The sequence below is a fragment of the Pseudoalteromonas luteoviolacea NCIMB 1944 genome, from assembly GCF_001625565.1.
GTDB classification, from domain to species: Bacteria; Pseudomonadota; Gammaproteobacteria; order Enterobacterales; family Alteromonadaceae; genus Pseudoalteromonas; species Pseudoalteromonas luteoviolacea_F.
Genome location: NZ_AUXS01000042.1, coordinates 317,167 through 339,394 on the forward strand (window position 1 = coordinate 317,167; position 22,228 = coordinate 339,394).

Consider the following 22,228-nt stretch of genomic DNA (forward strand, 5'->3'; position numbering starts at 1 on the left):
TTGGCGTCAAGCGGAGAAAGAAATGAAATTACCGATATATTTAGATTATGCTGCGACCACGCCGGTTGATCAGCGCGTTGCTGACGAGATGATGCAATGCCTGACAATGGATGGTAACTTTGGTAATCCTGCGTCCCGTTCACACCGTTTTGGTTGGCAGGCCGAAGAACTAATTGACCAAGCACGTAATGATATCGCTGATTTGATTAACGCAGACCCGCGTGAAATCGTATTTACTTCTGGCGCAACTGAATCAAATAACTTGGCAATTAAAGGTGCTGCGAACTTTTATCAAAAGAAAGGTAAGCACATCATTACAGTTAAAACTGAGCATAAAGCGGTCATTGATACATGTCGTGAACTAGAGCGTCAAGGCTTTGAGGTCACTTATATGGATGTAGAAGAAAACGGCCTATTAGATCTTAAAAAGCTAGAAAGTGAAATCCGCGAAGACACTATTTTAATCAGCGTTATGCATGTAAATAACGAGCTGGGTGTTATTCAAGACATTGCGACAATCGGTGAGATGTGCCGCGAGCGCAAAATCATGTTCCATGTAGATGGTGCACAAAGCGCAGGTAAAGTTGCAATCGACATGAAACAGTTAAAAGTTGATTTCATGTCTTTTTCTGGCCACAAAGTTTATGGCCCTAAAGGCATTGGTGCGTTATATGTGCGTCGTAAACCTCGTGCTCGCCTTGAAGCGCAAATGCACGGTGGTGGTCATGAGCGTGGTATGCGTTCAGGTACTTTAGCAACACACCAAATTGTGGGCATGGGTTCTGCCTTCCGTATCGCTAAGGATGATTTTGACAAAGATCATGCACACATTAGCGCACTACGCCAGCGTCTAATTGACGGCATTATGGATATGGAAGAAGTGTATTTCAATGGCACTGTAGACCAATCTGTACCGGGTATTGTTAATATCAGCTTCAACTATGTTGAAGGTGAATCTCTTCTGATGGCTGTGAAAGATATTGCCGTTTCGTCTGGTTCTGCTTGTACATCAGCAAGCCTTGAACCGTCTTATGTACTTCGTGCACTAGGCCGCAATGACGAATTGGCACATAGCTCAATTCGATTCAGTATCGGTCGTTTTACAACAGAAGAGGAAATTGATTACACCATCAAGCTTATCAAAGACTCAATCGGTCGTTTGAGAGAGATGTCTCCTCTTTGGGAAATGTTTAAAGACGGTATTGATTTAGATTCAGTTGAATGGGCACACCATTAAACAAGACAGCTTGTATTGACACTGTAGCAAGTATATAAGCGGTTAGTGAGGAAAGAGTTATGGCATATAGTGATAAAGTAATTGACCACGTGGAAAACCCACGTAATGTAGGCACGTTAGACAAAAACGATCCAAATGTAGCAACTGGTATGGTTGGTGCACCGGCTTGTGGCGACGTAATGAAACTGCAAATTAAAGTGTCTGACGAAGGTGTTATTGAAGACGCAAAGTTTAAGACATACGGCTGTGGTAGTGCGATTGCTTCATCTTCTTTGGTAACAGAGTGGGTGAAAGGTAAGACTCTTGACCAAGCTGCAGAAATTAAAAACACAGACATTACTGCTGAGCTTGAACTACCGCCTGTAAAGATCCACTGTTCAATCCTTGCTGAAGACGCAATTCAAGCAGCGATTGCAGACTACAAAAACAAGCAGGCGAAGTAAGAGATAAATTATGGCAGTGACATTAACTGAAGCAGCTGCAAATCGTGTGCAGACTTTCCTTGCGAACCGAGGAAAAGGTCTTGGCTTGCGAGTGGGAATTAAAACCACTGGCTGCTCAGGTCTTGCGTATGTACTCGAGTTCGTTGATGAGCTTGCAGAAGGCGATGAAGTGTTCGAAGAAATGGGCGTAAAAATCATCGTTGATGCAAAAAGCTTGGTTTATATTGACGGTACCGAGCTAGACTACACCAAAGAAGGTCTTAATGAAGGGTTTAAGTTTATCAACCCAAATCAAAAAGACGAATGCGGTTGTGGTGAAAGCTTTACCGTTTAACCATCTATAACAGATAGTGAGCTAAAGCCCTGCCTTGGTAGGGCTTTGCTGTATTAGGTCCGTATGCGATATTTTGAATTATTTAATTTACCAGTAAGTTATGACGTAGATTTATCAGTATTAAATCAGCGTTATTTAGAACTACAGCGTGCCGTTCATCCCGATAAGTTTGCGGGGAAAAGTGAGCGTGAAAAGCTAATTGCTGTGCAAAAAACGTCTGAGATAAATGACGCTTTAGCGGTTTTGAAACACCCTGTGAAGCGTGCTGAGTATATGTTAAGTGAGCAAGGTGTCGATATCAGAGCGGAGCAGCAAACACTGCAAGACCCAGCATTTTTAATGCAGCAAATGGAGCTAAGAGAGGCACTGGAGGACATTCAGCATAGCAGCGATCCAGAAGATGAAATCGATGCGTTTGAAGCCCAAATTAAAGTGCTGGACCAACAGTACAGCGCGAAACTAGCTGAGCAGCTTATTGATCAAGATCTCGCGGTGTTAGAAGTTGCTGCCGACAATATTCGCAAGTTAAAATTCATATATAAATTACGTGAAGAGCTGTCTCGTATTGAAGATAGCCTTTTCGATTAATCTAGCGTCACCACTTAAGTTAAAAGAGCATTATGGCATTATTGCAAATTGCTGAGCCGGGGCAGAGCGCGGCACCTCACGAACACAAACTGGCAATAGGTATCGACTTAGGTACAACTAATTCTTTGGTGGCCACAGTACAAAGTGGTGAAGCCAGAACGCTTGCGGATATTAATGGCGACGCTATGCTGCCGTCTGTCGTAAGATACCATGCTGAGAATGTCACTGTAGGTCAACAAGCGCAATTGGCTGCGGTTGAAGATCCAACTAATACGCTTATTTCAGTGAAGCGTTTTCTTGGCAAATCTGTTGCGGAAGTTACCACGCGCTACCAAAGCCTACCTTATGAGTTTGTTGAACATCAGGGCGCACTGGCAATCAACACGGTTGCAGGCCCAATCAACCCAATCCAAGCATCAGCAGAAATTTTAAAGTCCCTTTATCAGCGAGCGACAGAGAGCTTTGCGGGAGAGGATATAGTAGGGAGTGTTATCACTGTACCTGCTTACTTTGATGATGCACAAAGGCAAAGTACCAAAGATGCTGCTGAAATAGCTGGTTTAAAAGTTCTAAGATTACTCAATGAGCCAACAGCAGCAGCGGTTGCATATGGCTTAGACTCAGGCCAAGAAGGTGTAATTGCCGTTTATGATTTAGGTGGTGGTACGTTTGATATTTCAATACTGCGTTTGAATCAAGGTGTTTTTGAGGTATTGGCAACGGGTGGTGACTCAAGTTTAGGTGGAGACGACTTTGATGCTGTGCTGGTTGAGCACTTTAAGTCAGAGTTAGGGCTGAGTGAGCTAACGCCACAAGAGCTACGTTTATTGATCCAAAAAGCAAAAGCCTGTAAAGAAGCCTTAAGTAGCTATTTAACAGTCAACGTGAAACTCGAACTGCGCTCAACTGAGCATTTGGTATCAGTGACGCAAGAACAGTTCGCTGAGCTAGTTGCACCACTTGTTAAACAAACGCTCAGAGCATGCCGTAGAGCGCTAAAAGATGCAGGTATCAGCAAAGAAGAAGTACTTGAAGCCGTGATGGTTGGTGGGTCAACCCGTATGCCAGTGATCCGTGAAGCGGTTGGTGAGTTTTTTGAAAAAGAGCCATTGACCTCCATTGATCCTGATCGAGTTGTAGCTATTGGCGCTGCCATTCAGGCCGATATTTTAGCTGGTAACAAGCCTGACTCGGATATGCTGTTATTGGACGTTTTACCTCTGTCTTTAGGTCTAGAGACTATGGGTGGTTTGGTAGAAAAAATCATTCCACGTAATACAACCATCCCAGTTGCTCGTGCGCAGGAGTTCACCACCTTCAAAGATGGTCAAACTGCGATGTCATTACATGTACTGCAAGGTGAACGAGAATTAGTGGATGATTGTCGCTCGCTGGCTAAATTCAGTCTCAAAGGCATTCCTGCCATGGCGGCAGGTGCTGCACATATTCGCGTTACGTTCAAAGTTGATGCGGATGGTTTGTTGAGCGTGTCTGCGAGTGAAAAGTCGACTGGCGTTCAAGCCGAGATCCAAGTAAAGCCGTCATTCGGTTTGAGCGATGATCAGGTTGCACAAATGCTAAAAGACTCGATGAGTTTTGCTAAAGAAGACATGCAAGCACGTATGCTCAAAGAGCAGCAGGTTGAGGCGCTGAGAGTACTTGAAGCCCTTGAAGCTTCATTGGCAACAGAGTCTGCGTTATTAAACGAAGAAGAGTTAAATAGCCTAAGAGAGGCGATGGCGATGTTAGATGAAAAACGCCAAAATGCATCGGATCCAGATGCGATAAAGCATGCAATTGAAGTGGTTGATGAAGCAAGTAGTGAATTTGCATCTCGCCGCATGGATGTATCAATCAAACAGGCACTGCAAGGTCAGTCTGTAGACGAGGTTTAATATGCCACAAATTATCTTTTTACCCCATGAAGAGCTTTGTCCTGAGGGCGCGGCGATCGACGCAAAATCTGGTGATACAGTGCTAGATGTCGCGTTAAAAAATGGGATCAGTATCCCTCATGCATGTGAAAAGTCATGTGCTTGTACGACATGTCATGTTGTTATCCGCGAAGGGTTTGACTCGCTGGAAGAAAGTGATGAGCTTGAAGATGACATGTTAGACAAGGCTTGGGGTTTGGAACCTGAATCACGTCTGGGTTGTCAGGCTGTAATTAACGATGAAGATTTGGTTGTAGAAATTCCAAAATATAATTTAAACATTGTTAATGAAGAGCACTAATTCATAAATTTTATCGAAAAGGCTGTAGCTTATCACTACAGCCTTTTTTATTTGGAGTGAAAAATTATGTACTTAAACGGTCAGACTATTTGTTCAATCATTAACGGATTAAATCACCAAAGTGACAAGTTATTGGCCGTACATAACCCGGCTGATGGTTCTTTACTTGCACAGGTGACACAAACGGGTTTAGTTGAAGCTGACCAAGCACTAGAGAGTGCCCATGCCTGTTTTCTCGAGCTGAAAAGCACCACCGCACAGGCACGCAGTAATACGCTTTATCGTTGGTATCAACTAATAATGGAAAAGCGCGCTCACTTAGCTGAAATAATCACCTTAGAGCAAGGTAAGCCTCTAAAAGAATCACTGGCTGAAGTTACTTATGCTGCGGGCTATGTGAGGTGGTATGCGCAACAAGCCGAACGCGCATATGGCACAGTTATCCCCGCCCACTCGCAAAATCACCAGCTATTGACAGTGAAACAGGGCGTCGGTGTGGTACTTGGTGTAACGCCATGGAACTTCCCGTTGGCTATGATAACGCGTAAAGTCGCGCCAGCTTATGCGGCAGGGTGTAGCTTTATTTTAAAGCCCTCTGAATTAACGCCGATTAGTGCGATAGAAATTGCGAAGTTGGCACTTGAAGCTGGTATGGAAAGCGGAGCTTTTCAAGTGTTAGTAAGCGCACAGCCCGAGCAGTTGGTAAAACATCTAACGAGCAAGAAAGAAATTAGAAAACTGACTTTTACCGGTTCTACCCAAGTTGGCAAGTTGCTGTATGCACAATGCATCGACACGATGAAACATGTTTCATTGGAGTTGGGAGGTAATGCGCCATTTATTGTATTCGAGAGTGCCGATGTAGATGCTGCCGTTGACGGGTTAATCGCAGCCAAGTTTAGAAATGCTGGGCAAACCTGTATTGCCGCAAACCGTATCTTTGTGCACCAAGCAATACGGACAAAATTTCTAGAGAAACTAATAAACCGTGTAGGTGCATTAGTAGTAGGTTCTGGGTTGGATGAGCACTATGATATTGGTCCACTGATCACAGAGCTAGCCAAAGATAAGGCTACACAATTAATCGAAGACGCGCTTAGTAAAGGGGCTTATGCAACTTATTCAACTAAAGCGCTAGATGGCTCTAGTATGTCTCCAGTAATACTAGAAAAAGTGACCTCTGAGATGGCGATTTATCATAGTGAAATTTTTGCGCCAGTAGTTTGCATTATAGAGTTTGAATCTGAAATTGATGTGATAGACAAGGCGAATGAAGTTGATGCCGGGTTGGCTGCTTATTTCTATTCTCAAGATATCAAACAAATCGCACGTGTATCGCAAAACCTAGATTTTGCGATGCTAGGCATTAATGAAGGGGGAATATCCAATCCAGCAGCCCCTTTTGGAGGCATGAAAGAATCTGGGTTAGGCAAAGAAGGGGGAGCAGAAGGACTTGAGGAGTATCTGGAAACTAAATATATTTGCCAGCGTACTTTATAAAGACAATGCCAGAGATAAGAACTCAAACATGACGACAAAAATTATTATTGGAACAATGCAATTTTTGCAATTGCTTTAAATTTGTAAAAAAGCTAGGTAGACTGCGCTGTAGTTTTCAATTTTATATAAAAATATAATGACAAGCGCAGACTTACCAACCTTGGTTGTACTTGCTGGCGGGTTAGGTACTCGCTTTGGTGGCAATAAGCAAATAGCAGAGTTACCAAAATTGGGTAAAACAATCATGGAGCTGAGCATTGCAGATGCCTATAGCGCTGGTGTACGGCACGTCGTGTTGGTGATTAATGACTTGGTCAGATCTACCATTGAGTCAGTGATATTACCTAGACTGCCTAGCGAGTTAAAAGTTGAGCTGGTAGAGCAGTCAATTGAGTGTGTGCCAGAGCGGTTTAAAGATATTGCCGAAAAACGTTCAAAGCCTTGGGGAACAGGTCATGCGTTGTTGTGTGCCCGTTCAAATATCGCAGGTAATGCCATTGTAATTACTGCGGACGACTACTATGGACCTAGTGCATATCGGCAGCTAGTTTCGCATTTTTGTAATAAAGATCATAATACTAGCGAAATGGCGATAGTAGCCTATCCTTTAACCCAAACCATGTCAGAGCTTGGTGGAGTAAATAGGGGCATATGTGCCTTGTCAGAAAACTACCTTACGCAAGTGCATGAGTACTTAAATATACGTCGGGTCGACGATGGCTATAGAGGGTGTTTTAATAACAGAGACGTACATGTCGCAGCAAACAGCCTCGTTTCGATGACATGCTGGGGAGTAACTCAGCAACTTTTTGATAATCTTGAAATGTTATTCGAGCATTTTCTAGAATCTCATGACAGCGATGTCAAAAAAGAGTATTATCTACCCGATTGTATTCAGCATATGATTAATTTTGACCAAGCTGCCGTCCGAGTATTTGAAGCTCACGACAGGTGGTTTGGTGTTACTTATAAAGAAGAAATAGATAGTGTCGCAGGAAAAATATATGAACTACGTCACGGATGAATTAACCGCAAGTGTAATTAATAAGCCAGTTTATAGGGTAAGTATGGAATACCTTTCAATCGCTGAGCATTTGGCTGTGCAGTACGGCCTGTGTGAGGAAGAAATCTCAATGAAACCTATTGGCAGCGGGCATATTAATACCACCATGCTTTTAAAGGACAGCAAACGTGTATTGGTAGTTCAAAAATTAAATACAACTGTATTTCCTGAACCTAATCAGCTGGTTGAAAATGCTCGTTTAATTGAACAGCACCTGGCGTCTAAATTAGATTCAGGCTCTTACGAATTAGGTATCATAAAACACGTGCCTACCCGTGCTGGCAAGTTCTTGGTTGAATACCAAGGAGAGGTGTGGCGCGCGCTTGAATTTATTGGCAAGAGCTATAGTGAAGATGTCGTAGATTGTGCGATTAAAGCGCAAACTGCTGCAGGTGCGTTTGGATGCTTTGCTAACGCATTAAATGACTTTGATGCAAAACAGTTGTTTCCGGTGATCCCTGATTTTCATAATTTAGCAATGAGAATCGATAAATTAAAAAGTGTGATTGAAGCGGATCCTGTTGGTCGTGTTGATACGTGTTTAGACGTTATCGAGTTTTGCCAATCGCAATACCGTCTCGCGAATGAAGTAACAGCAATGGAAGCACTGCTACCATTGCGTGTTTGCCACAATGATACCAAGATAAACAACATGTTGTTTGATGCCTCTACCAATAAAGCCAAAGCTGTTATAGATCTTGATACCTGTATGTCTGGGTATTGGCTGTATGATTTTGGTGATATGGTTCGTACCTTTTGTTCTCCTGAACCAGAAGATTCTACGAATTTAAGTAATGTTGTGGTTCGCGTTGAAATCTTTGAAGCGATCGTAAAGGGGTATATCGCAGAAGTATCAGAAAAGTTAACTGATATTGAAAGAAAGAGCTTAATACTTGGCGCGAAAGTGATGCCACTCATGATAGGTATTCGATTCTTGACCGACTACTTGGATGGTGACAATTATTTTGCAACGCACCATGAAACCCATAACTTGGAGCGAGCACGCAATCAATTCGCGCTTTATCAAGATATTCTGAAAAAAGAAACGCAATTAAGTGCTTTGATAAACTAGATTGTTTTGCGCCAATTAACGAATAAAAGCCTGATGAATCACCATCAGGTTTTTTTTTGGGCTGAGCTAGTTACAAATAGCGTCAGATCCGTGCTCACTTTTTACCTCAGAATAGTTGAGCTTGGAGAAAACCAACATGACAGCGCTTATTTAGTTGGTGAGTGACGAATAGGCTAAGCATCAGACACTTTTATCAGCGGATTAGTCGCATCTGTTTTGATTCTCTGCGCTGCATACGATAGCGTTGTCATAACAACAAGTATAAGTTGAGGGGCCTGAAAATAAGAAAACTTTTTCAGATTTCCCAGCCGTACTGGAAAGCATAAAAATGAAATTAAGAATTAGAATAAAGTGGTAATCTAGGATCCTTCATGACACAAATAAATAGAAGACATTTTTTAAAAGCAGCAGGCGTAGCTGCAGCTGCTGGTGTAGTTGCTGGTTGTGCACAATCGAATAGCAACAGCGCACTATCTTCCAGTCCAAAAGGTAAGTCTGTTATCGGGCTTGTGGTGCCTAAAATGGATGTAGTCCGAGTTGCATTTATTGGTGTGGGCCAGCGAGGATATGGACATGTGAAGCGCATGAGTCATATTGAAGGCGCTGAGATTGTCGCTATTTGCGATACTCATAATGAAGTTTTGGAACGTTCTGCAAAATTTCTCACTGACAAAGGGCTACAAAAACCAGCACTGTATGGGACAGGAGAGCTTGCATATAAAGAAATGCTTGAACGTGAAGATATTGATATTGTGATTATTTCTACCCCCTGGAAGTGGCATGCACCGATGGCCATTGACACCATGGAGAGCGGAAAGCATGCATTCGTAGAAGTGCCGCTTGCATTGACAGTAGAAGAAATGTGGCAGATTGTCGACACAGCTGAGTGTACGCAGAAAAACTGCATGATGATGGAAAATGTGAACTATGGTCGCGATGAACTGATGGTGCTGAATATGGTCCGTCAAGGACTGTTTGGTGAGCTTTTACATGGTGAAGCTGCGTATATTCATGAGCTGCGCTGGCAAATGAAAGAGCTAGAGCATAAAACGGGTTCTTGGCGGACAGAATGGCACACCAGACGAGACGGTAATCTATATCCCACCCATGGTCTTGGACCGGTATCTCAGTATATGAATATCAACCGAGGGGATAGATTTGACTACCTCACTTCTATGAGTTCTCCAGCACTTGGACGAGCCGCTTATGCGCAAAGGGAATTTCCAAAAACGCACCAGCGTAATCAATGGAACTATATTTGTGGCGATATGAATACCACCATGATCAAAACGGTAAATGGCCGTTCAATTGTGGTTCAACATGATACTACTACACCGAGACCATATTCACGTCACAACCTGATCCAAGGGACCAATGGTGTTTTTGCAGGGTTCCCCAACCGAATTGCGTTGGAGCAAGGAGGCAGAGGCTCATTTCATGATTGGGATGAGAATATGGATTACTGGTACGGCAAATACGATCATCCACTATGGGTGAAGATGGGAGAGGAAGCTGAGCGTAATGGTGGGCATGGCGGTATGGACTTTTTGATGTTCTGGCGCATGATTTACTGTTTAAGAAATGGTGAGCCATTAGATCAAGATGTTTATGATGGGGCTGCCTGGTCAGTTATATCTCCATTGTCAGCTCAGTCAGTTGCCAATCGCAGCGAGTCAGTATCAATTCCAGACTTTACCCGAGGTCATTGGCAAACAGCTAAACCGCTAGGGATTGTCGGAGCCTAGAAAAGAAAAGCGCCAAAGGGCGCTTTTTTATGTTTAAATATGGTCAAACGACTTATTAAGGGTAAACAATGTATAAGTTTATTGCCAGTTTGATGTTCACATTCATATTAGTAGGTTGTACTAGTACAAAAACAAAAAGTAGTGAACCTAGCTTAAATGAAGTAGTGGAAAACTATATCAAGGTTTATCAAGCACGCTCTGATTTTGCGCGGTTTCTAGCATTTTATGCAGATGACGTTGTGCTTGAAGATATGCTGTATGGATATAAAACAACAAGTAAGCAGCAGTTAGCTGATTTCTTTAACTGGGATGCGGAACAAGTACATGTACTGGACTCAAATAAGACCTTTTCGGTTGAACAAATAATAATATCCCAAGAGCAAGGTACTGCTATTATACGCGGCACTTTTAATCTTTTTTCCTACGATGGTCAGCAACTAGGACCATGGCGATTTACAACCGTATTAAAGTTCAACGGTGCTGGTTTAATTTATTATCATCAAGATTGGATCAACTACTTTCCGAGAAGTTTTGTGTTAGAGGCGCCAAACTTAAACACTGACGAGTAAGTTATTTTACCTAAATATTGCATTTACCTGTAAACTGCATTGCAACTATTTTGAAATTTGAGAATTAGGAACATCTTATGCAGCTTTCTGTAGAGATTAGTAAGTACCCACTTCATTCTGACTATATCCCTTTTATAAAGTCTTTTATTGAAAGGCTGAATGAGCATGAAGGGTTAACTGTGATCACCAATACCATGTCGACTCAAGTGTTTGGTGAGTTTGATCTCGTCATGTCAGTAATTCAATCTCAAATGAAAGCGTCATTTGAACAATACGGAAAGTGCGTATTTGTTTGTAAGTTTATTTCTGGTGATTTATCTCCTGAGGCATAATGGAATTAATAACTAAGACTCTTGCTGGCTTTACCGCTATGTCTAGCTGGGAGTATTTGGCTGTAGCACTCTCGATACTTTATCTATTGTTGGCAATCAGAGAAAATATTTGGTGTTGGCCAGCCGCTTTTTTAAGCACATTTATATACACCATTATGTATTGGAATGGTGCGCTTTTGATGGAGTCCTTGCTGCACTTTTATTATTTGGTTATGGCGTTTGTCGGGTGGTGGATGTGGCGTTCAGGACAAAAAAATACTGAATCAAAGATAGTATCCTGGTCATTTACCAAGCATATGAAAATCATTTTAATAACGGGCTGTGTCGCCGTATTTATGGGCTATATGACAGATAATTACACCCATGCCGATCTGCCTTATCTGGATAGCTTTACAACTTGTTTTGCGGTTGTGACTACTTATTTAGTGGCAAAAAAGGTACTTGAAAACTGGCTCTACTGGGTAGTGATCGATGCGGCATCTATGTATCTGTACTATTTAAAAGGTTATTACCCAACACTTGCGTTATATATCTTTTATACATTCATGGCGTGTTGGGGTTACATGAAGTGGTACGAAGAGCATAGTAACAGAGCAGGCAAAACACTTGCGCAGCTTTGATATAAGCTGCGCATTGCAAGTGCTACAAAGGCTATTTCCCGGTAGTTTAATTGAACAGGTTTCTAAGTTAGATAAAGGGCTAAGTAACCATAACTTCTATTTTGAGCTGGACGCCCAACCCTGTTTGTTGAAAGCGTTTAACGGTGTAGTGCCTGAAACCGCATTGAATGCGCAAAATACACTGGCGCAGCAGCAAATTTCTCAAGCTATTTTATGCCTAGATAAAGTAGATAACGTCGCTGTGCTAGAGTTTTTAACCGCCGTTGAAGCCCCTATCTGTCTAGAAGAGCAAATTCCAAAGTTATTATCTGGTATACATAGTTTGTCTGTTGAAAAGTCGTCACTGCTCAATTTAAAGGTTGCGATCTTGGAGGCTGCTTCCTTTTTACAGCATACTGGGCTTGGCGAGTACTTAATTGGTGAATTATCGGTGTTGCCACCCGATATTTGTTTTTGCCACAATGATTTGGTGCAAGGTAACGTGTTAAATACACCTAGCGGTGCACGAATTATTGATTTTGAATATGCGCAATACAACGACTGCTTTTTTGATTTAGCAGCGATCTGCTGCTCCTACCAACTAAACAAAAAACAAAGGCAGGCTTTGTTAGAGCGTTACTTTTTTTATCGACGCAGTCTAAAGCCGGATCACGCAATACGTAAGTTAGATATGTTTCGAGGTATTTATTTGCTGGTTAGTATTGCTTGGTATAAACAAAAAAATATCAATACTGAAATGGAGATATTAGATAAGCAGTTTAAATCTTGGTGTCGACAGCGCAACTTGGTTTATGCCTCGTAAATGTGAGGTTTTACGAGGCGTGATACTTTTAAATTCCGCCTAGTCTTTTGGCTAACTCTTTATATTTTTCAACATCATCCTTGTCGAATATAGGCTCTCCATTTTCATCATGTTCCTTCGCAACTAACAAGTTTTCTCTCGCTAGCCGCCTTACACGCTCCACTTTTACACTTAAAAATTCAGCAACTTGCTCAGTGGTCATAGGGGTCATAATACAAATCCTCAAGATGATGTTGGTAGCTTGGCTACTAAAATCCAAACACATTTATTATTTTTGAACTTTAATCATAGCTAAATATATGACTTTTAGTCTAGTTAGTGATGTTTTTTCGCATCTTAGTTTAATAAATAGTCATACAAACGTCACTAGGCTGGCATTTCATTTAAGATGTGATTATTATGGGGCTGCTTAAATTGCTGTGCTCTCGTGGTGAAATGGATATCACGTGGCTCTCCGGAAGCTAAGTTACAGGTTCGATCCCTGTCGAGAGCGCCAGTTAAGCCCTACGAACATGCTTTCCTGTTAAGTTAAAATCTGTTTTTCACAGTAAAATGCCATTGTAGTGTGTCCACACCGCTAGGTTTATCAATTGGTGCAGCCAAGTCTAAATGCAGTACCAAGCCTGAGTTGGCTCTACTTGGTGCCATGCGAATACCAAACCCGACATTTTTATAAAACTTATGGTTTACGTTGAAAAGGGTTTTACCATCTACGCGGCCTATATCAAAATACGCGGCTCCACCTACTTTAAATAAATGTAGTAAGTCATATTCCCAGTAGTATCGCTTTTCTAAGTTTAACACGATACGTCTATCGCCTTGTAAGTACCTCGCAGGAAAGCCTCTTAGCCCGGTTTCTCCACCCAATGTCAGTTGCCTGTCTTCGGTCAAGTGCTTGCCATGGGCTATATTGAGCTGAGAATACCAAGATTGATAATCTCCAGTCGCTAAGTGATACTCCAGGTTTAATTGTGTAATGAGGTTTTCACTTTCACCTTTTTCTAAGTTCCAATACCCATTGAATGCAAAGTTGACCCGAAACAAACTTCTTTCAGAAGTATAATGAGCCTTGCTGATGGTCGTATTAAATATCCATCTTGAATCATCATTGCTAATAGAATCGTTAGAGTAACCCAGTTGCGAGTTGATATTCCAACCTAAGTTCAGGTCTTCTGTTCTGTAGATGGAGTCAAAATTTTTGACTTTGATAAAATTCGTTTCTAACCATTGCACTTGCACGTATGGGTAGCTGAGTTTTCGTTGTTGCGCAATGGGCAAAGTTGTTTCTTTTACTTCACGAAATGATTCCGTCTGATCTCTATATCCGGCGATGACTCTGCGAGTCCAGTTTGCTTGTTGAGCTGTTGCTATGCCGTAATAAAGCTGGGTAACTTCAGTATCTTGTTCAAACTCCGAGACGGTTTCCCCATTTTCATACAGGGGCTCAATGCGTTTATTGGCAAAGTTTAGGAAGCCGTAGCTAACGGGAGTACGCGTCGAGAAAAAAGGATAATCTACGCCGATGTAGTGGCGTTCTCCGTCGTCATTATCTGAATATTCAATTCGGCCTTGATATCGAGAAGATAAGATATTAGGGTCGTCGTATACAAATAAATAGCCGCTTCTGTCTGCATCTTCAATATGTGTGAGGGAGAGGCGCTTGCCATATCCAAATAGGTTACTTTCGCGAAACCCTATGCGGCTTGAGTTCTCCCCCCCGCTACGGCTAAAGCTGAGGTCGGGCAAGAGAGTCCAAAGATCACGGGTGACGACGGTGACCGTAATATCACCGTGGCAATTTTCTTCGGCGAATATTCGAGCATCGTACAAATAGGATTGCTGTCGTAATAAACGCTCTGATTCAATTAATAATTGCGGATCGTAGGCTGAGTTTTCGGTAAATAATAAGACACTTTTAATAACTTCTGGTTTCGTTGTTATGTGTGCCTCATTAGCGAATCTAAACAGCGCATTATCTTCTTCAGGCAAAGATGTATCAAATACATTGAGCTGGTGTAATTCAATAGAGCTTATCTTCCCACCGTTTTTTTTGGGCAAGGTATGTTCTGTACTTAATTCTTGGCTGTAATTGTTATGAGTATCGTAAGAAGCATTCGAGCAACTAACAGGAGTTGCCGTTTGCTCATTTGCATGAGTAGGTGTTGCAACACCAATAATTGATGTGGCCAAAAAAACAAAGAAGCAAAACCTAGATATCACCATGTGTATGCCTAACGCTACTATTATTATTAGTATGGCTTATGTTAGGCATACATGCTTCGGCAAGTCTATATTATTGTTGTAAATTTAATCTAAGGTAAGTATGCAGGCTTGGGATCAGCTGTGTAGCTTCAACCCCTTCAGGTGAGATCCAAATGCTCTCGCTATAGTATTCGAAATTAAGACAAAATGATTGATGTTGGTAATTAAAGCGCCACTGGTGGCGATCTGCACCTTCGTTAAATTCGAGTGTGGTAAGGGCATCCATCGTGAGAAATATACTTCCCCACAATTGAAATTCATCGCTATCTGGAAATACGCTGGGTATGACTTGTAAGGTACTTTTGTCGCTCAGTAATTTTATATTGGTCATAGATTCCTCGACTTACTCTGCGGCTAAATAATTACGGATCAGCTGCATAAAGGGAGCACCATACTTAGTTAATTTTGTAAAACCGACACCTGATACTTTAAGAAAAGCACTGTCTTCGGTTGGCATTTGCTGTGCCATTTCTGCCAGCGTTTTGTCATTGAATACCACATAAGGTGGCACATCATCTTGATCTGCGAGCTCCTTACGTAAACTGCGCAGCTTAGCAAATAGCTTCCTATCATAATTAAATTGTGCAAGTTTATCTTGGTATACGTGGCTTGCTTGTAATCTAGGTTCAGCTAAATTTAACGTATATTCACCTTTAAGTACTGCACGGGCTGCCTCAGTCAGTTTTAAAGTAGCCCCTTGAGTAATATCTTGAGCCAACAAGCCGTGATGAATAAGCTGTCTAAGCACACTCAACCAGTATTCATTGCTTTGATCTTTACCTATACCGTAGGTACTTAAATTATGATGTTGGTTATCGCGTATGCGTGCAGTGTTTGCACCACGCAGTAGATCGACAATATACCCCAGCCCAAAACGTTGCTCGGCACGATATACACAAGACAGCGCTTTTTGTGCAACGATAGTCGCATCGAAGTGTTTAGGAGGGTTCAAACAAATATCGCAGTTGCCACAAGGTTCTCGCTGATACTCGCTAAAATAATTGAGTAAAATTTGTCTGCGGCAGGTCTGTGCTTCCGCAAAGTTCGCCATTGCATTAAACCTTTGTTGCTCCACCTTACGTCTTTGCTCATCAGGGATATCTTCGAAAAAGCGTCTCACTCTACCTATATCCGCTGGGTCAAAGTACATAATAGCTTCCGCTGCCAGTCCATCACGTCCGGCACGACCTGTTTCCTGGTAATAGGACTCTATACTTTTGGGAATGTCATAATGTAATACAAACCTGACGTTGGGCTTATTGATCCCCATACCAAATGCAACTGTTGCGACAACAATTTGAACGTCATCACGCGCGAACGCATTTTGCACAAACTGGCGCTGTTCATTGTCCATACCTGCGTGGTAAGCAGCTGCATTAAACCCACCTTCAGAGAGCTTTTCGGCTATCTCATCAACACGCCGGCGGCTTGAGCAGTAAATAATACCGCTTTGGCCTTTTTGTGTTTTTAAATATCGCATGAGCTGCGAAAGCGGTTTGAATTTCTCTTCAATGGTATAGCGAATATTTGGGCGATCGAAGCTGCCAGTGTGAACGAATGGATCATTCAAGTTGAGTTGCGAAATAATGTCATTGCGCGTGGCCATATCAGCGGTTGCTGTAAGCGCAATGGTAGGAACATGAGGAAATAATTGTTTTAGTTCGCTCAGCCTACAATAGTGCGGCCTAAAGTCATGACCCCAATGTGAGACACAGTGGGCTTCATCAATTGCAAATAATGATAAAGGCAAACTTTGAAGGCGATCGATAAATTCTCTTTGTAACACCTTTTCAGGAGCAACATAGAGCATTTTAATTTCGCCGTTGTGTAAACGCTGATAGATTTGTTGCTGTTGTTGCCACTCTACACTGTTATTAACAAACTCAGCTGCAATTCCTTGAGCTTGTAATTGCGCGACTTGATCCTGCATTAAAGAAATAAGTGGCGAAACTACGATTGTGACACCTTGTAACATCAGTGCCGGAACCTGGTAGCATAAAGACTTCCCGCCTCCTGTGGGCAGTAACACTAAGCTATCACGGCCAGCAAGGCATGCTTCTATCGCGTCCTGTTGTCCCGCGCGAAAAGTGGTGTAACCAAAAAATTCTTTTAGTACAGATTGGGGAGTCAATGATTGTTGAGTTGCAAGAGTGTCCATTGCGCGCATTTTAGAGGGTTTTGATGTAATTGTCTTCCTTTAATGATTATTCTTAATGCGAGTTGAGGGAGTTTTAGTCAATGTTGGCTATTAGCCATTAATGACAATGATATTGTACAGGGGGAATATCGGTGGCAGCAGTTCGATACACTATTGTAAACATCGCAATGCTGACGCGTTATTGCAATGGCACAGTAAAATGGAGATGCAGTATTATATCTGTATAATGCTCGCCTTCTTCGCATCTGGGTGAATAGGGGAGTGAAATGGCAGGGGATACTAACGCGAGGCAAGGCTATATATATGCCATCCTTGCTTTCATTATGTGGGGCTTGGCACCAATTTATTTCAAGTCTATAGAACAAGTTGAAGCGCTCGAAATTTTGGTACATCGAGTCGTTTGGTCTGTTGTGTTTGTTGTTGCTGTGATTGCGTTGCGCAACAATTGGCGTAAAGTATACGCTATCTTGGTGAACCCTAAACTTTTATTGATGTTAGTGGTCACGGCATTGCTACTAGGTTTCAATTGGGGTCTATTTATCTGGGCCGTAAACAATGGATATATGCTTGATGCGAGCCTAGGTTATTACATTAACCCGTTACTTAACGTTCTTTTGGGTATGTTATTTTTATCTGAAACGCTTCGAACAGGCCAAAAAATAGCAGTGTTACTGGCTTCTACTGGGGTCGTGATCCAATTAATTAGTTTTGGGTCTTTTCCATATATTGCGCTATCGCTCGCTTGTTCCTTTGCAATTTATGGACTGCTGAGAAAGAAAATGGCTGTTGAGTCTTTACCGGGCCTACTGATCGAATCGGTTATTTTGTTGCCATTGGCAGGTGCCTATTGGCTAATGATGGCGCCGAGTTCAACCAGTAATATGCTTTTGAATGACATCGACTTAAATATGTTGTTAATTGCAGCTGGTGTCGTGACCACACTACCATTACTGAGTTTTACAGCAGCAGCGAAAAGGCTTCCTTATTCAACATTGGGCTTTTTCCAGTATATTGGGCCAAGCTTAATGTTCATGTTGGCAGTAACCTTTTACGGAGAGTCATTTGATATTGAAAGGGCGGTCACTTTTGTCTTTATATGGGGTGCTTTAATTTTATTTAGTATCGACTCTTGGAAAGCGAGTCAATCAAAATTAGTTAATGCCAATTGATCTCGTTCAAGTGCAGATAACATAGCCTTCTGCCTTATATAAGGTCAGAAGGCGATTTGATTGCGACCAGATTCCTTTGCTTTATAGAGATTTTCGTCAGCGATTTTAATTAGTGGGTCTATGCTTTCGACCCCCTTGTCTGCAACACCAATAGAAACTGTAAATGGGATGTGGTACGGCGTCAGTGAACTACTGTTTTTCTCCAAATAGAGTCTAAAGTGCTCTAATTGTTGCGCGTTTTTTTCTCTATCTTGAGATCGAAATAGGACTGCAAATTCTTCCCCACCTAACCTTGCATACAGATCATGTTCAAAAAACTTTTCGAAACACTCTCCAATTGACTGGAGCACTTTATCACCAGCATCGTGGCCATGTTGGTCGTTGATTTTTTTAAAAAAGTCGATATCGATCATGGCGAGCATACAGCCATGATTTTGCCTGCTATTCATCGTGAGCTGTTTGCTCGCATGCTCAAAGAAATATCGTCGATTAGGTAGTTGTGTTAAATAGTCGGTATTCGCTTGACGTCTAATCGTGGCGATATTTTCCAACATATCTACGTTTTGGCTTAGACGACAATAAAACTCTTCTGGGTTAAACGGTTTACGCAAGTAATCGTTGGCACCACTTTTCAAAAACCTAGCGGATAAATAGGCATTGTCTGTACCAGAGATACCAATAATGGCCTTATCATCGTTACTATACAATCGCCTAATCTCTGCACAGAGCTCCTCTCCACGCATGTTAGGCATTTCGTTGTCAGTAATGATGACATCAATGTCTGGGTTTTCGTTTAGCGTAGCCAAGGCTTTTATACCATCCTCAGCGACGTATACTTGATATTTATGGCGTTGCAACAATGAACTAATATGTCGCCTTGTAGCTGCCGAGTCGTCGACAACTAGTACTTTAACCTGCTCATTACGTGGCAGACGCTGTAACTGTCTTTTTAAATATTGATAAGCTTGCTTGTTTTCTTTGGTGATGTAGTCAATAACAGGGTATTTATCCACAGTATCTCGTGTGCTGGATTCGAGGTTGCCTGTCATAACTATTGTTGGAATATTGGCTTTAACCGTATATGGGATCGCCTCCCCATTCGAGGCGTCAGGCAAAACAAAATCTACAACAGCACAAAAATAATTGTGCTCGTTTATCAGTCGCTTTGCGCTCTCTAAAGTGGTTGCAACGTCAACATCATAGCCGACGGAGCTGGCAATATGTTTCTGAACTTTTGCGATAGTTGGAGTGTCTTCTATTATCAGCACCTTTCTCAACACATGCTCAACCTTAACAGCTTTTCTTTACTTCAGTTTTAACTGAAAGCATGAAAAAAGCAATGATGATTATAAGATTCACTAGGGCAATTCTCTGTTTAATATCTCTATTGATAACGTCAACCCGCCTACAGGCGTGGGTTTGATCTAAAAGAGGCTGATTGACGTTAAATCTAAAGTATTATTCTAAACTGGCTTCGACTTCAGGTTGTTCGGCTACACTATGGCTTTTTGTGAACGGCTTTTGGCTGCTCAAAGTGTGGATTTTATGTTTCCGAGTAGTCAAATCTAAGTACTTTGACCATATTTTCTCCATCTGATTGGAGGGGCTTTTATGTTGGATGAAGGTGTCTACAAATTGCTGTTGAAGAGAGTTGGTTGGCGGGTACTTTTGTTTGTATAAACTCAACAGAAGCTGTCCATGCTGCTGCAATAGCTCCGATTCAAGTAACGTAAAGTGTCCACTTCGAGAGAATCCTCGGGGGAAGTTTGCATCATCATAAAAAGGCTTAGATGCAGCAAAAGCTTCTTTTAGTTCGGCTATAGTCATATCCATGATGGTTTCCTCACATTGTTTGGAAAAGTATGAACTAACGCAGCTGCTTTTTTAAACGAATATTTTTTATTAAAAGGTAGGGTGATGGACAAAGAACTATTAAAAACTTTTGTCGAAGTTTCAAAAACCCGTCATTTTGGACGCGCTGCAGAAAACTTATACATTACTCAGTCTGCTGTGAGTTTTAGGATTCGGCAATTGGAACAAAACCTCGGAGTAAGTTTATTCACCCGACAGCGAAACAATATCCAACTAACCGCAGCAGGAGAACGATTACTCCCTCATGCCAAAATGCTGTTGACCGCAATGCAGAGAGCGCGGTTAGATGTGGCCTTGGCTAACAATCGGCAACAGCAACTTTCGTTGGCGGGAACGCCAAATATTTGGGATGCATATTTACATTTTGGTATTAATCAAGTTATTTCATCAATACCAGAGGTATCACTAGTTGCCGAAGTAAAAGCTCATCAAGAGAGTGTCAGACTTTTGTTAGAGCGCACACTGGATATTGCTGTACTTTTTGACCCACCAAAAGTTGATGAATTAATCGTTAGACAAGTTAAAAATTTGTCTATAATTCCAGTCAGTACTTTTAATTATACAAATAGAGATGACTTTTTTGGCAAACAGTATGTTTATGTAGATTGGGGAACTTCTTTTTCGCTATGGCATGCAAAGCAATGCGAAGGAGCTGGACCGCCTTATTTTCGTACTAATACTGGGCGTATTGCCTTGGAGCTTATTTTACAATGTGGTGGTTCAGCTTACTTACCTAAAATGTTAGCTGCGGATCTAATAGAAGAGCAAAAGCTGTTTCTTGTTGAGGCCGTTTCGCAAAGTTTTCGGGAAGTGTTTGTTGCTTATCATAAAGGGAATGAGCAGTTGGAGCATATAGAAACAGTCGTAAATCTATTAGCCTCTATTGCAGAGTAATTTAATCATGTTGTTTTAATTATAATTACCTATTTATGACACAAAGCTGAAATTTCAGTTTCAATTAAATGTCATTTTTATTTTGTGTGTAATATTTCTGTCACTTATAGCTGGCAGACTGCGCCTGTCTAAAAAATTACGTGTTGCGATATTGAGGAAATACACATGAAACTAACCAAATCAGCATTATTACTCTCGATTCTTAGTGGTCTATCTTTGAATGCTCATGCCGATGTTGATGTATATGGTAAAGCAAACCTTTCTGTACAATCTTCTGACGAAGGTGACGGTTCATTTACTGAAGTAAAAAGCAATGCTTCACGTTTTGGTTTTAAAGGTTCTGAAAAACTAAATTCAGGACTTGAGGTTATATACAAGTTAGAATTTCAAGTAGACGTTTCTGATGCAGATTCGAAAGGTGACGATGACAATATCACTGCTCGTAATCAGTATGTAGGTCTGAAAGGTAAATTCGGTGAAGTGGTGATTGGCCGCAATGACACTGCATTTAAACAGTCTCAAGGCAAAATGGACCTATTCAACGATTTAGAAGCTGATATTAAAAATATCTGGAAAGGTGAAAACCGCTTAGGAGATTCTCTTTCGTTTAAATCAGCTAGCTATAATGGTTTTAAAGTTCTAGGTACTTTTATCGCTGAAGATGCAACAGACGGTGAAAACGGATATTCAGGTGCAGTTACATACGGTGACGCTAAACTTAAAAAGTCTAAGTTCTATTTAGCACTTGCTGGTGACAGTGAAGTAAAAGGCTATGACGCATTACGTTTGTCTGGCCAATACAAAGCAACAGATGACCTGAAGTTAGGTGCGATGTACCAAAAGCAAGAAAAAGTAGATGGAACAGGTACTGCAGATGGTTTCTTATTAAACGCAGCTTATAGCTTTGGTGCAAATACACTTAAAGTGCAATATCAAATGATTGACTTTGATGCCGCAGCGTCAAAAGACGTAGATGGTATCAGCATTGGTATTGACCACAAGCTTGCAAAAGCAGCAAAACTTTACGCTTTCTATTCTTCTGTTGATGAAGATGCTGGCACTGAAGAAGATTACCTAGGATTAGGTATTGAATATAAATTCTAATTAAAAAGTACATTAGAATAAGCAAGAATTAAGGAAGCCTGCTTTTTGATATAAAAAGCAGGCTTTTTTGTGCTGATCGCACGGGTTGTCTTATTTTTGAACGATTAGGCTGTGTTTCGTATTTTTTTACAAAAAACGCTTGCACCAATCTTAAATCTCCCTATAATGCGCACCCACTGACACGGCGGGACGCAAACAAAAACGCAATCCAAAGTGAAGGTCAAAGTTA

23 protein-coding genes and 1 tRNA gene are annotated in these 22,228 nt (G+C 41.5%); 18 read left to right on the forward strand and 6 right to left on the reverse strand.

The genetic code is table 11. The features are described from left to right. Positions 1-22 precede the first annotated feature (22 nt). The 14 genes from N483_RS16780 (at position 23) to N483_RS16845 (ending at position 12,540) form a co-directional block, all read left to right on the forward strand. Complete coding sequence (locus N483_RS16780) at positions 23-1,237, forward strand: IscS subfamily cysteine desulfurase (protein ID WP_023399922.1); 1,215 nt, start codon at positions 23-25, stop codon at positions 1,235-1,237. Positions 1,238-1,296: 59 nt separating this feature from the next. Continuing rightward, the gene (gene iscU / locus N483_RS16785; protein ID WP_023399923.1) at positions 1,297-1,680 is read left to right on the forward strand and encodes a Fe-S cluster assembly scaffold IscU; all 384 of its coding nucleotides are present in this window, start codon (positions 1,297-1,299) and stop codon (positions 1,678-1,680) included. Positions 1,681-1,690: 10 nt separating this feature from the next. After that, a complete protein-coding gene (gene iscA / locus N483_RS16790; protein WP_023399924.1) occupies positions 1,691-2,014 on the forward strand; it encodes an iron-sulfur cluster assembly protein IscA in 324 nt (107 codons plus the stop codon). 63 nt (positions 2,015-2,077) lie between these two features. Then, positions 2,078-2,602, forward strand: coding sequence for a co-chaperone HscB (hscB, locus tag N483_RS16795; RefSeq protein ID WP_023399925.1), 525 nt, complete (start codon positions 2,078-2,080; stop codon positions 2,600-2,602). A gap of 32 nt (positions 2,603-2,634) precedes the next feature. Then, positions 2,635-4,497, forward strand: a complete 1,863-nt coding sequence (gene hscA / locus N483_RS16800; RefSeq protein WP_023399926.1) for a Fe-S protein assembly chaperone HscA — start codon at positions 2,635-2,637, stop codon at positions 4,495-4,497. A gap of 1 nt (position 4,498) precedes the next feature. Beyond that, positions 4,499-4,837: an ISC system 2Fe-2S type ferredoxin gene (fdx, locus tag N483_RS16805; RefSeq protein ID WP_023399927.1), complete on the forward strand. Its 339-nt coding sequence runs from the start codon at positions 4,499-4,501 to the stop codon at positions 4,835-4,837. A 66-nt stretch (positions 4,838-4,903) separates the two neighbouring features. Next, a complete protein-coding gene (locus N483_RS16810) occupies positions 4,904-6,337 on the forward strand; it encodes an NAD-dependent succinate-semialdehyde dehydrogenase (RefSeq protein WP_023399928.1) in 1,434 nt (477 codons plus the stop codon). 136 nt (positions 6,338-6,473) lie between these two features. Next, positions 6,474-7,361, forward strand: a complete 888-nt coding sequence (locus N483_RS16815) for a nucleotidyltransferase family protein (RefSeq protein ID WP_023399929.1) — start codon at positions 6,474-6,476, stop codon at positions 7,359-7,361. Positions 7,362-7,404: 43 nt separating this feature from the next. Beyond that, the gene (locus tag N483_RS16820; RefSeq protein ID WP_036976512.1) at positions 7,405-8,472 is read left to right on the forward strand and encodes a phosphotransferase enzyme family protein; all 1,068 of its coding nucleotides are present in this window, start codon (positions 7,405-7,407) and stop codon (positions 8,470-8,472) included. Between the two features lie 371 nt (positions 8,473-8,843). Continuing rightward, positions 8,844-10,217 carry a Gfo/Idh/MocA family protein gene (locus N483_RS16825; RefSeq protein ID WP_023399931.1) on the forward strand — a complete coding sequence of 458 codons (1,374 nt, stop codon included), beginning with the start codon at positions 8,844-8,846 and terminating at the stop codon, positions 10,215-10,217. Between the two features lie 68 nt (positions 10,218-10,285). Further along, positions 10,286-10,786: a YybH family protein gene (locus N483_RS16830; protein ID WP_023399932.1), complete on the forward strand. Its 501-nt coding sequence runs from the start codon at positions 10,286-10,288 to the stop codon at positions 10,784-10,786. A 77-nt stretch (positions 10,787-10,863) separates the two neighbouring features. Next, positions 10,864-11,118, forward strand: a complete 255-nt coding sequence (locus N483_RS16835; RefSeq protein WP_023399933.1) for a YkoF family thiamine/hydroxymethylpyrimidine-binding protein — start codon at positions 10,864-10,866, stop codon at positions 11,116-11,118. Beyond that, complete coding sequence (pnuC, locus tag N483_RS16840) at positions 11,118-11,738, forward strand: nicotinamide riboside transporter PnuC (protein ID WP_023399934.1); 621 nt, start codon at positions 11,118-11,120, stop codon at positions 11,736-11,738. Before N483_RS16835 ends, pnuC begins: the two co-directional genes overlap by 1 nt. Beyond that, the gene (locus N483_RS16845; protein ID WP_023399935.1) at positions 11,725-12,540 is read left to right on the forward strand and encodes a phosphotransferase; all 816 of its coding nucleotides are present in this window, start codon (positions 11,725-11,727) and stop codon (positions 12,538-12,540) included. Before pnuC ends, N483_RS16845 begins: the two co-directional genes overlap by 14 nt. Positions 12,541-12,568: 28 nt before the next feature. On the opposite strand, the gene N483_RS16850 is transcribed toward N483_RS16845, so the two are convergent. Continuing rightward, entirely contained in the window at positions 12,569-12,751 is a 183-nt protein-coding gene (locus N483_RS16850; protein WP_023399936.1) for a helix-turn-helix domain-containing protein, read from the reverse strand. 210 nt (positions 12,752-12,961) lie between these two features. Between N483_RS16850 and N483_RS16855 the strand changes: the two genes are divergently transcribed. Next, positions 12,962-13,036: transfer RNA gene (locus tag N483_RS16855), tRNA-Arg, on the forward strand. Positions 13,037-13,068: 32 nt separating this feature from the next. Here the strand turns inward: N483_RS16855 and N483_RS16860 are convergent. The 3 genes from N483_RS16860 to recQ all read right to left on the reverse strand — a co-directional run bounded on the left by N483_RS16860 (position 13,069) and on the right by recQ (position 16,969). Beyond that, complete coding sequence (locus N483_RS16860; RefSeq protein ID WP_023399937.1) at positions 13,069-14,763, reverse strand: BamA/TamA family outer membrane protein; 1,695 nt, start codon at positions 14,761-14,763, stop codon at positions 13,069-13,071. A 70-nt stretch (positions 14,764-14,833) separates the two neighbouring features. Beyond that, positions 14,834-15,133 carry a DUF3630 family protein gene (locus N483_RS16865; RefSeq protein ID WP_023399938.1) on the reverse strand — a complete coding sequence of 100 codons (300 nt, stop codon included), beginning with the start codon at positions 15,131-15,133 and terminating at the stop codon, positions 14,834-14,836. A 12-nt stretch (positions 15,134-15,145) separates the two neighbouring features. After that, positions 15,146-16,969, reverse strand: a complete 1,824-nt coding sequence (recQ, locus tag N483_RS16870; RefSeq protein WP_023399939.1) for a DNA helicase RecQ — start codon at positions 16,967-16,969, stop codon at positions 15,146-15,148. Between the two features lie 257 nt (positions 16,970-17,226). Between recQ and rarD the strand changes: the two genes are divergently transcribed. Beyond that, entirely contained in the window at positions 17,227-18,129 is a 903-nt protein-coding gene (gene rarD, locus N483_RS16875; protein ID WP_023399940.1) for an EamA family transporter RarD, read from the forward strand. 44 nt (positions 18,130-18,173) lie between these two features. On the opposite strand, the gene N483_RS16880 is transcribed toward rarD, so the two are convergent. Both N483_RS16880 and maoP read right to left on the reverse strand, forming a co-directional pair. Next, on the reverse strand, positions 18,174-19,409 hold the full coding sequence (locus tag N483_RS16880; RefSeq protein WP_023399941.1) for a response regulator: 1,236 nt from the start codon (positions 19,407-19,409) through the stop codon (positions 18,174-18,176). A 178-nt stretch (positions 19,410-19,587) separates the two neighbouring features. Next, positions 19,588-19,962: a DUF413 domain-containing protein gene (gene maoP, locus N483_RS16885; protein ID WP_023399942.1), complete on the reverse strand. Its 375-nt coding sequence runs from the start codon at positions 19,960-19,962 to the stop codon at positions 19,588-19,590. Positions 19,963-20,046: 84 nt separating this feature from the next. On the opposite strand from maoP, the gene N483_RS16890 reads away from it, so the two are divergent. Both N483_RS16890 and N483_RS16895 read left to right on the forward strand, forming a co-directional pair. Then, complete coding sequence (locus tag N483_RS16890) at positions 20,047-20,895, forward strand: LysR family transcriptional regulator (protein ID WP_023399943.1); 849 nt, start codon at positions 20,047-20,049, stop codon at positions 20,893-20,895. Positions 20,896-21,060: 165 nt separating this feature from the next. Then, positions 21,061-21,999 carry a porin gene (locus N483_RS16895; protein ID WP_023399944.1) on the forward strand — a complete coding sequence of 313 codons (939 nt, stop codon included), beginning with the start codon at positions 21,061-21,063 and terminating at the stop codon, positions 21,997-21,999. The last annotated feature ends 229 nt before the right edge of the window (positions 22,000-22,228 follow it).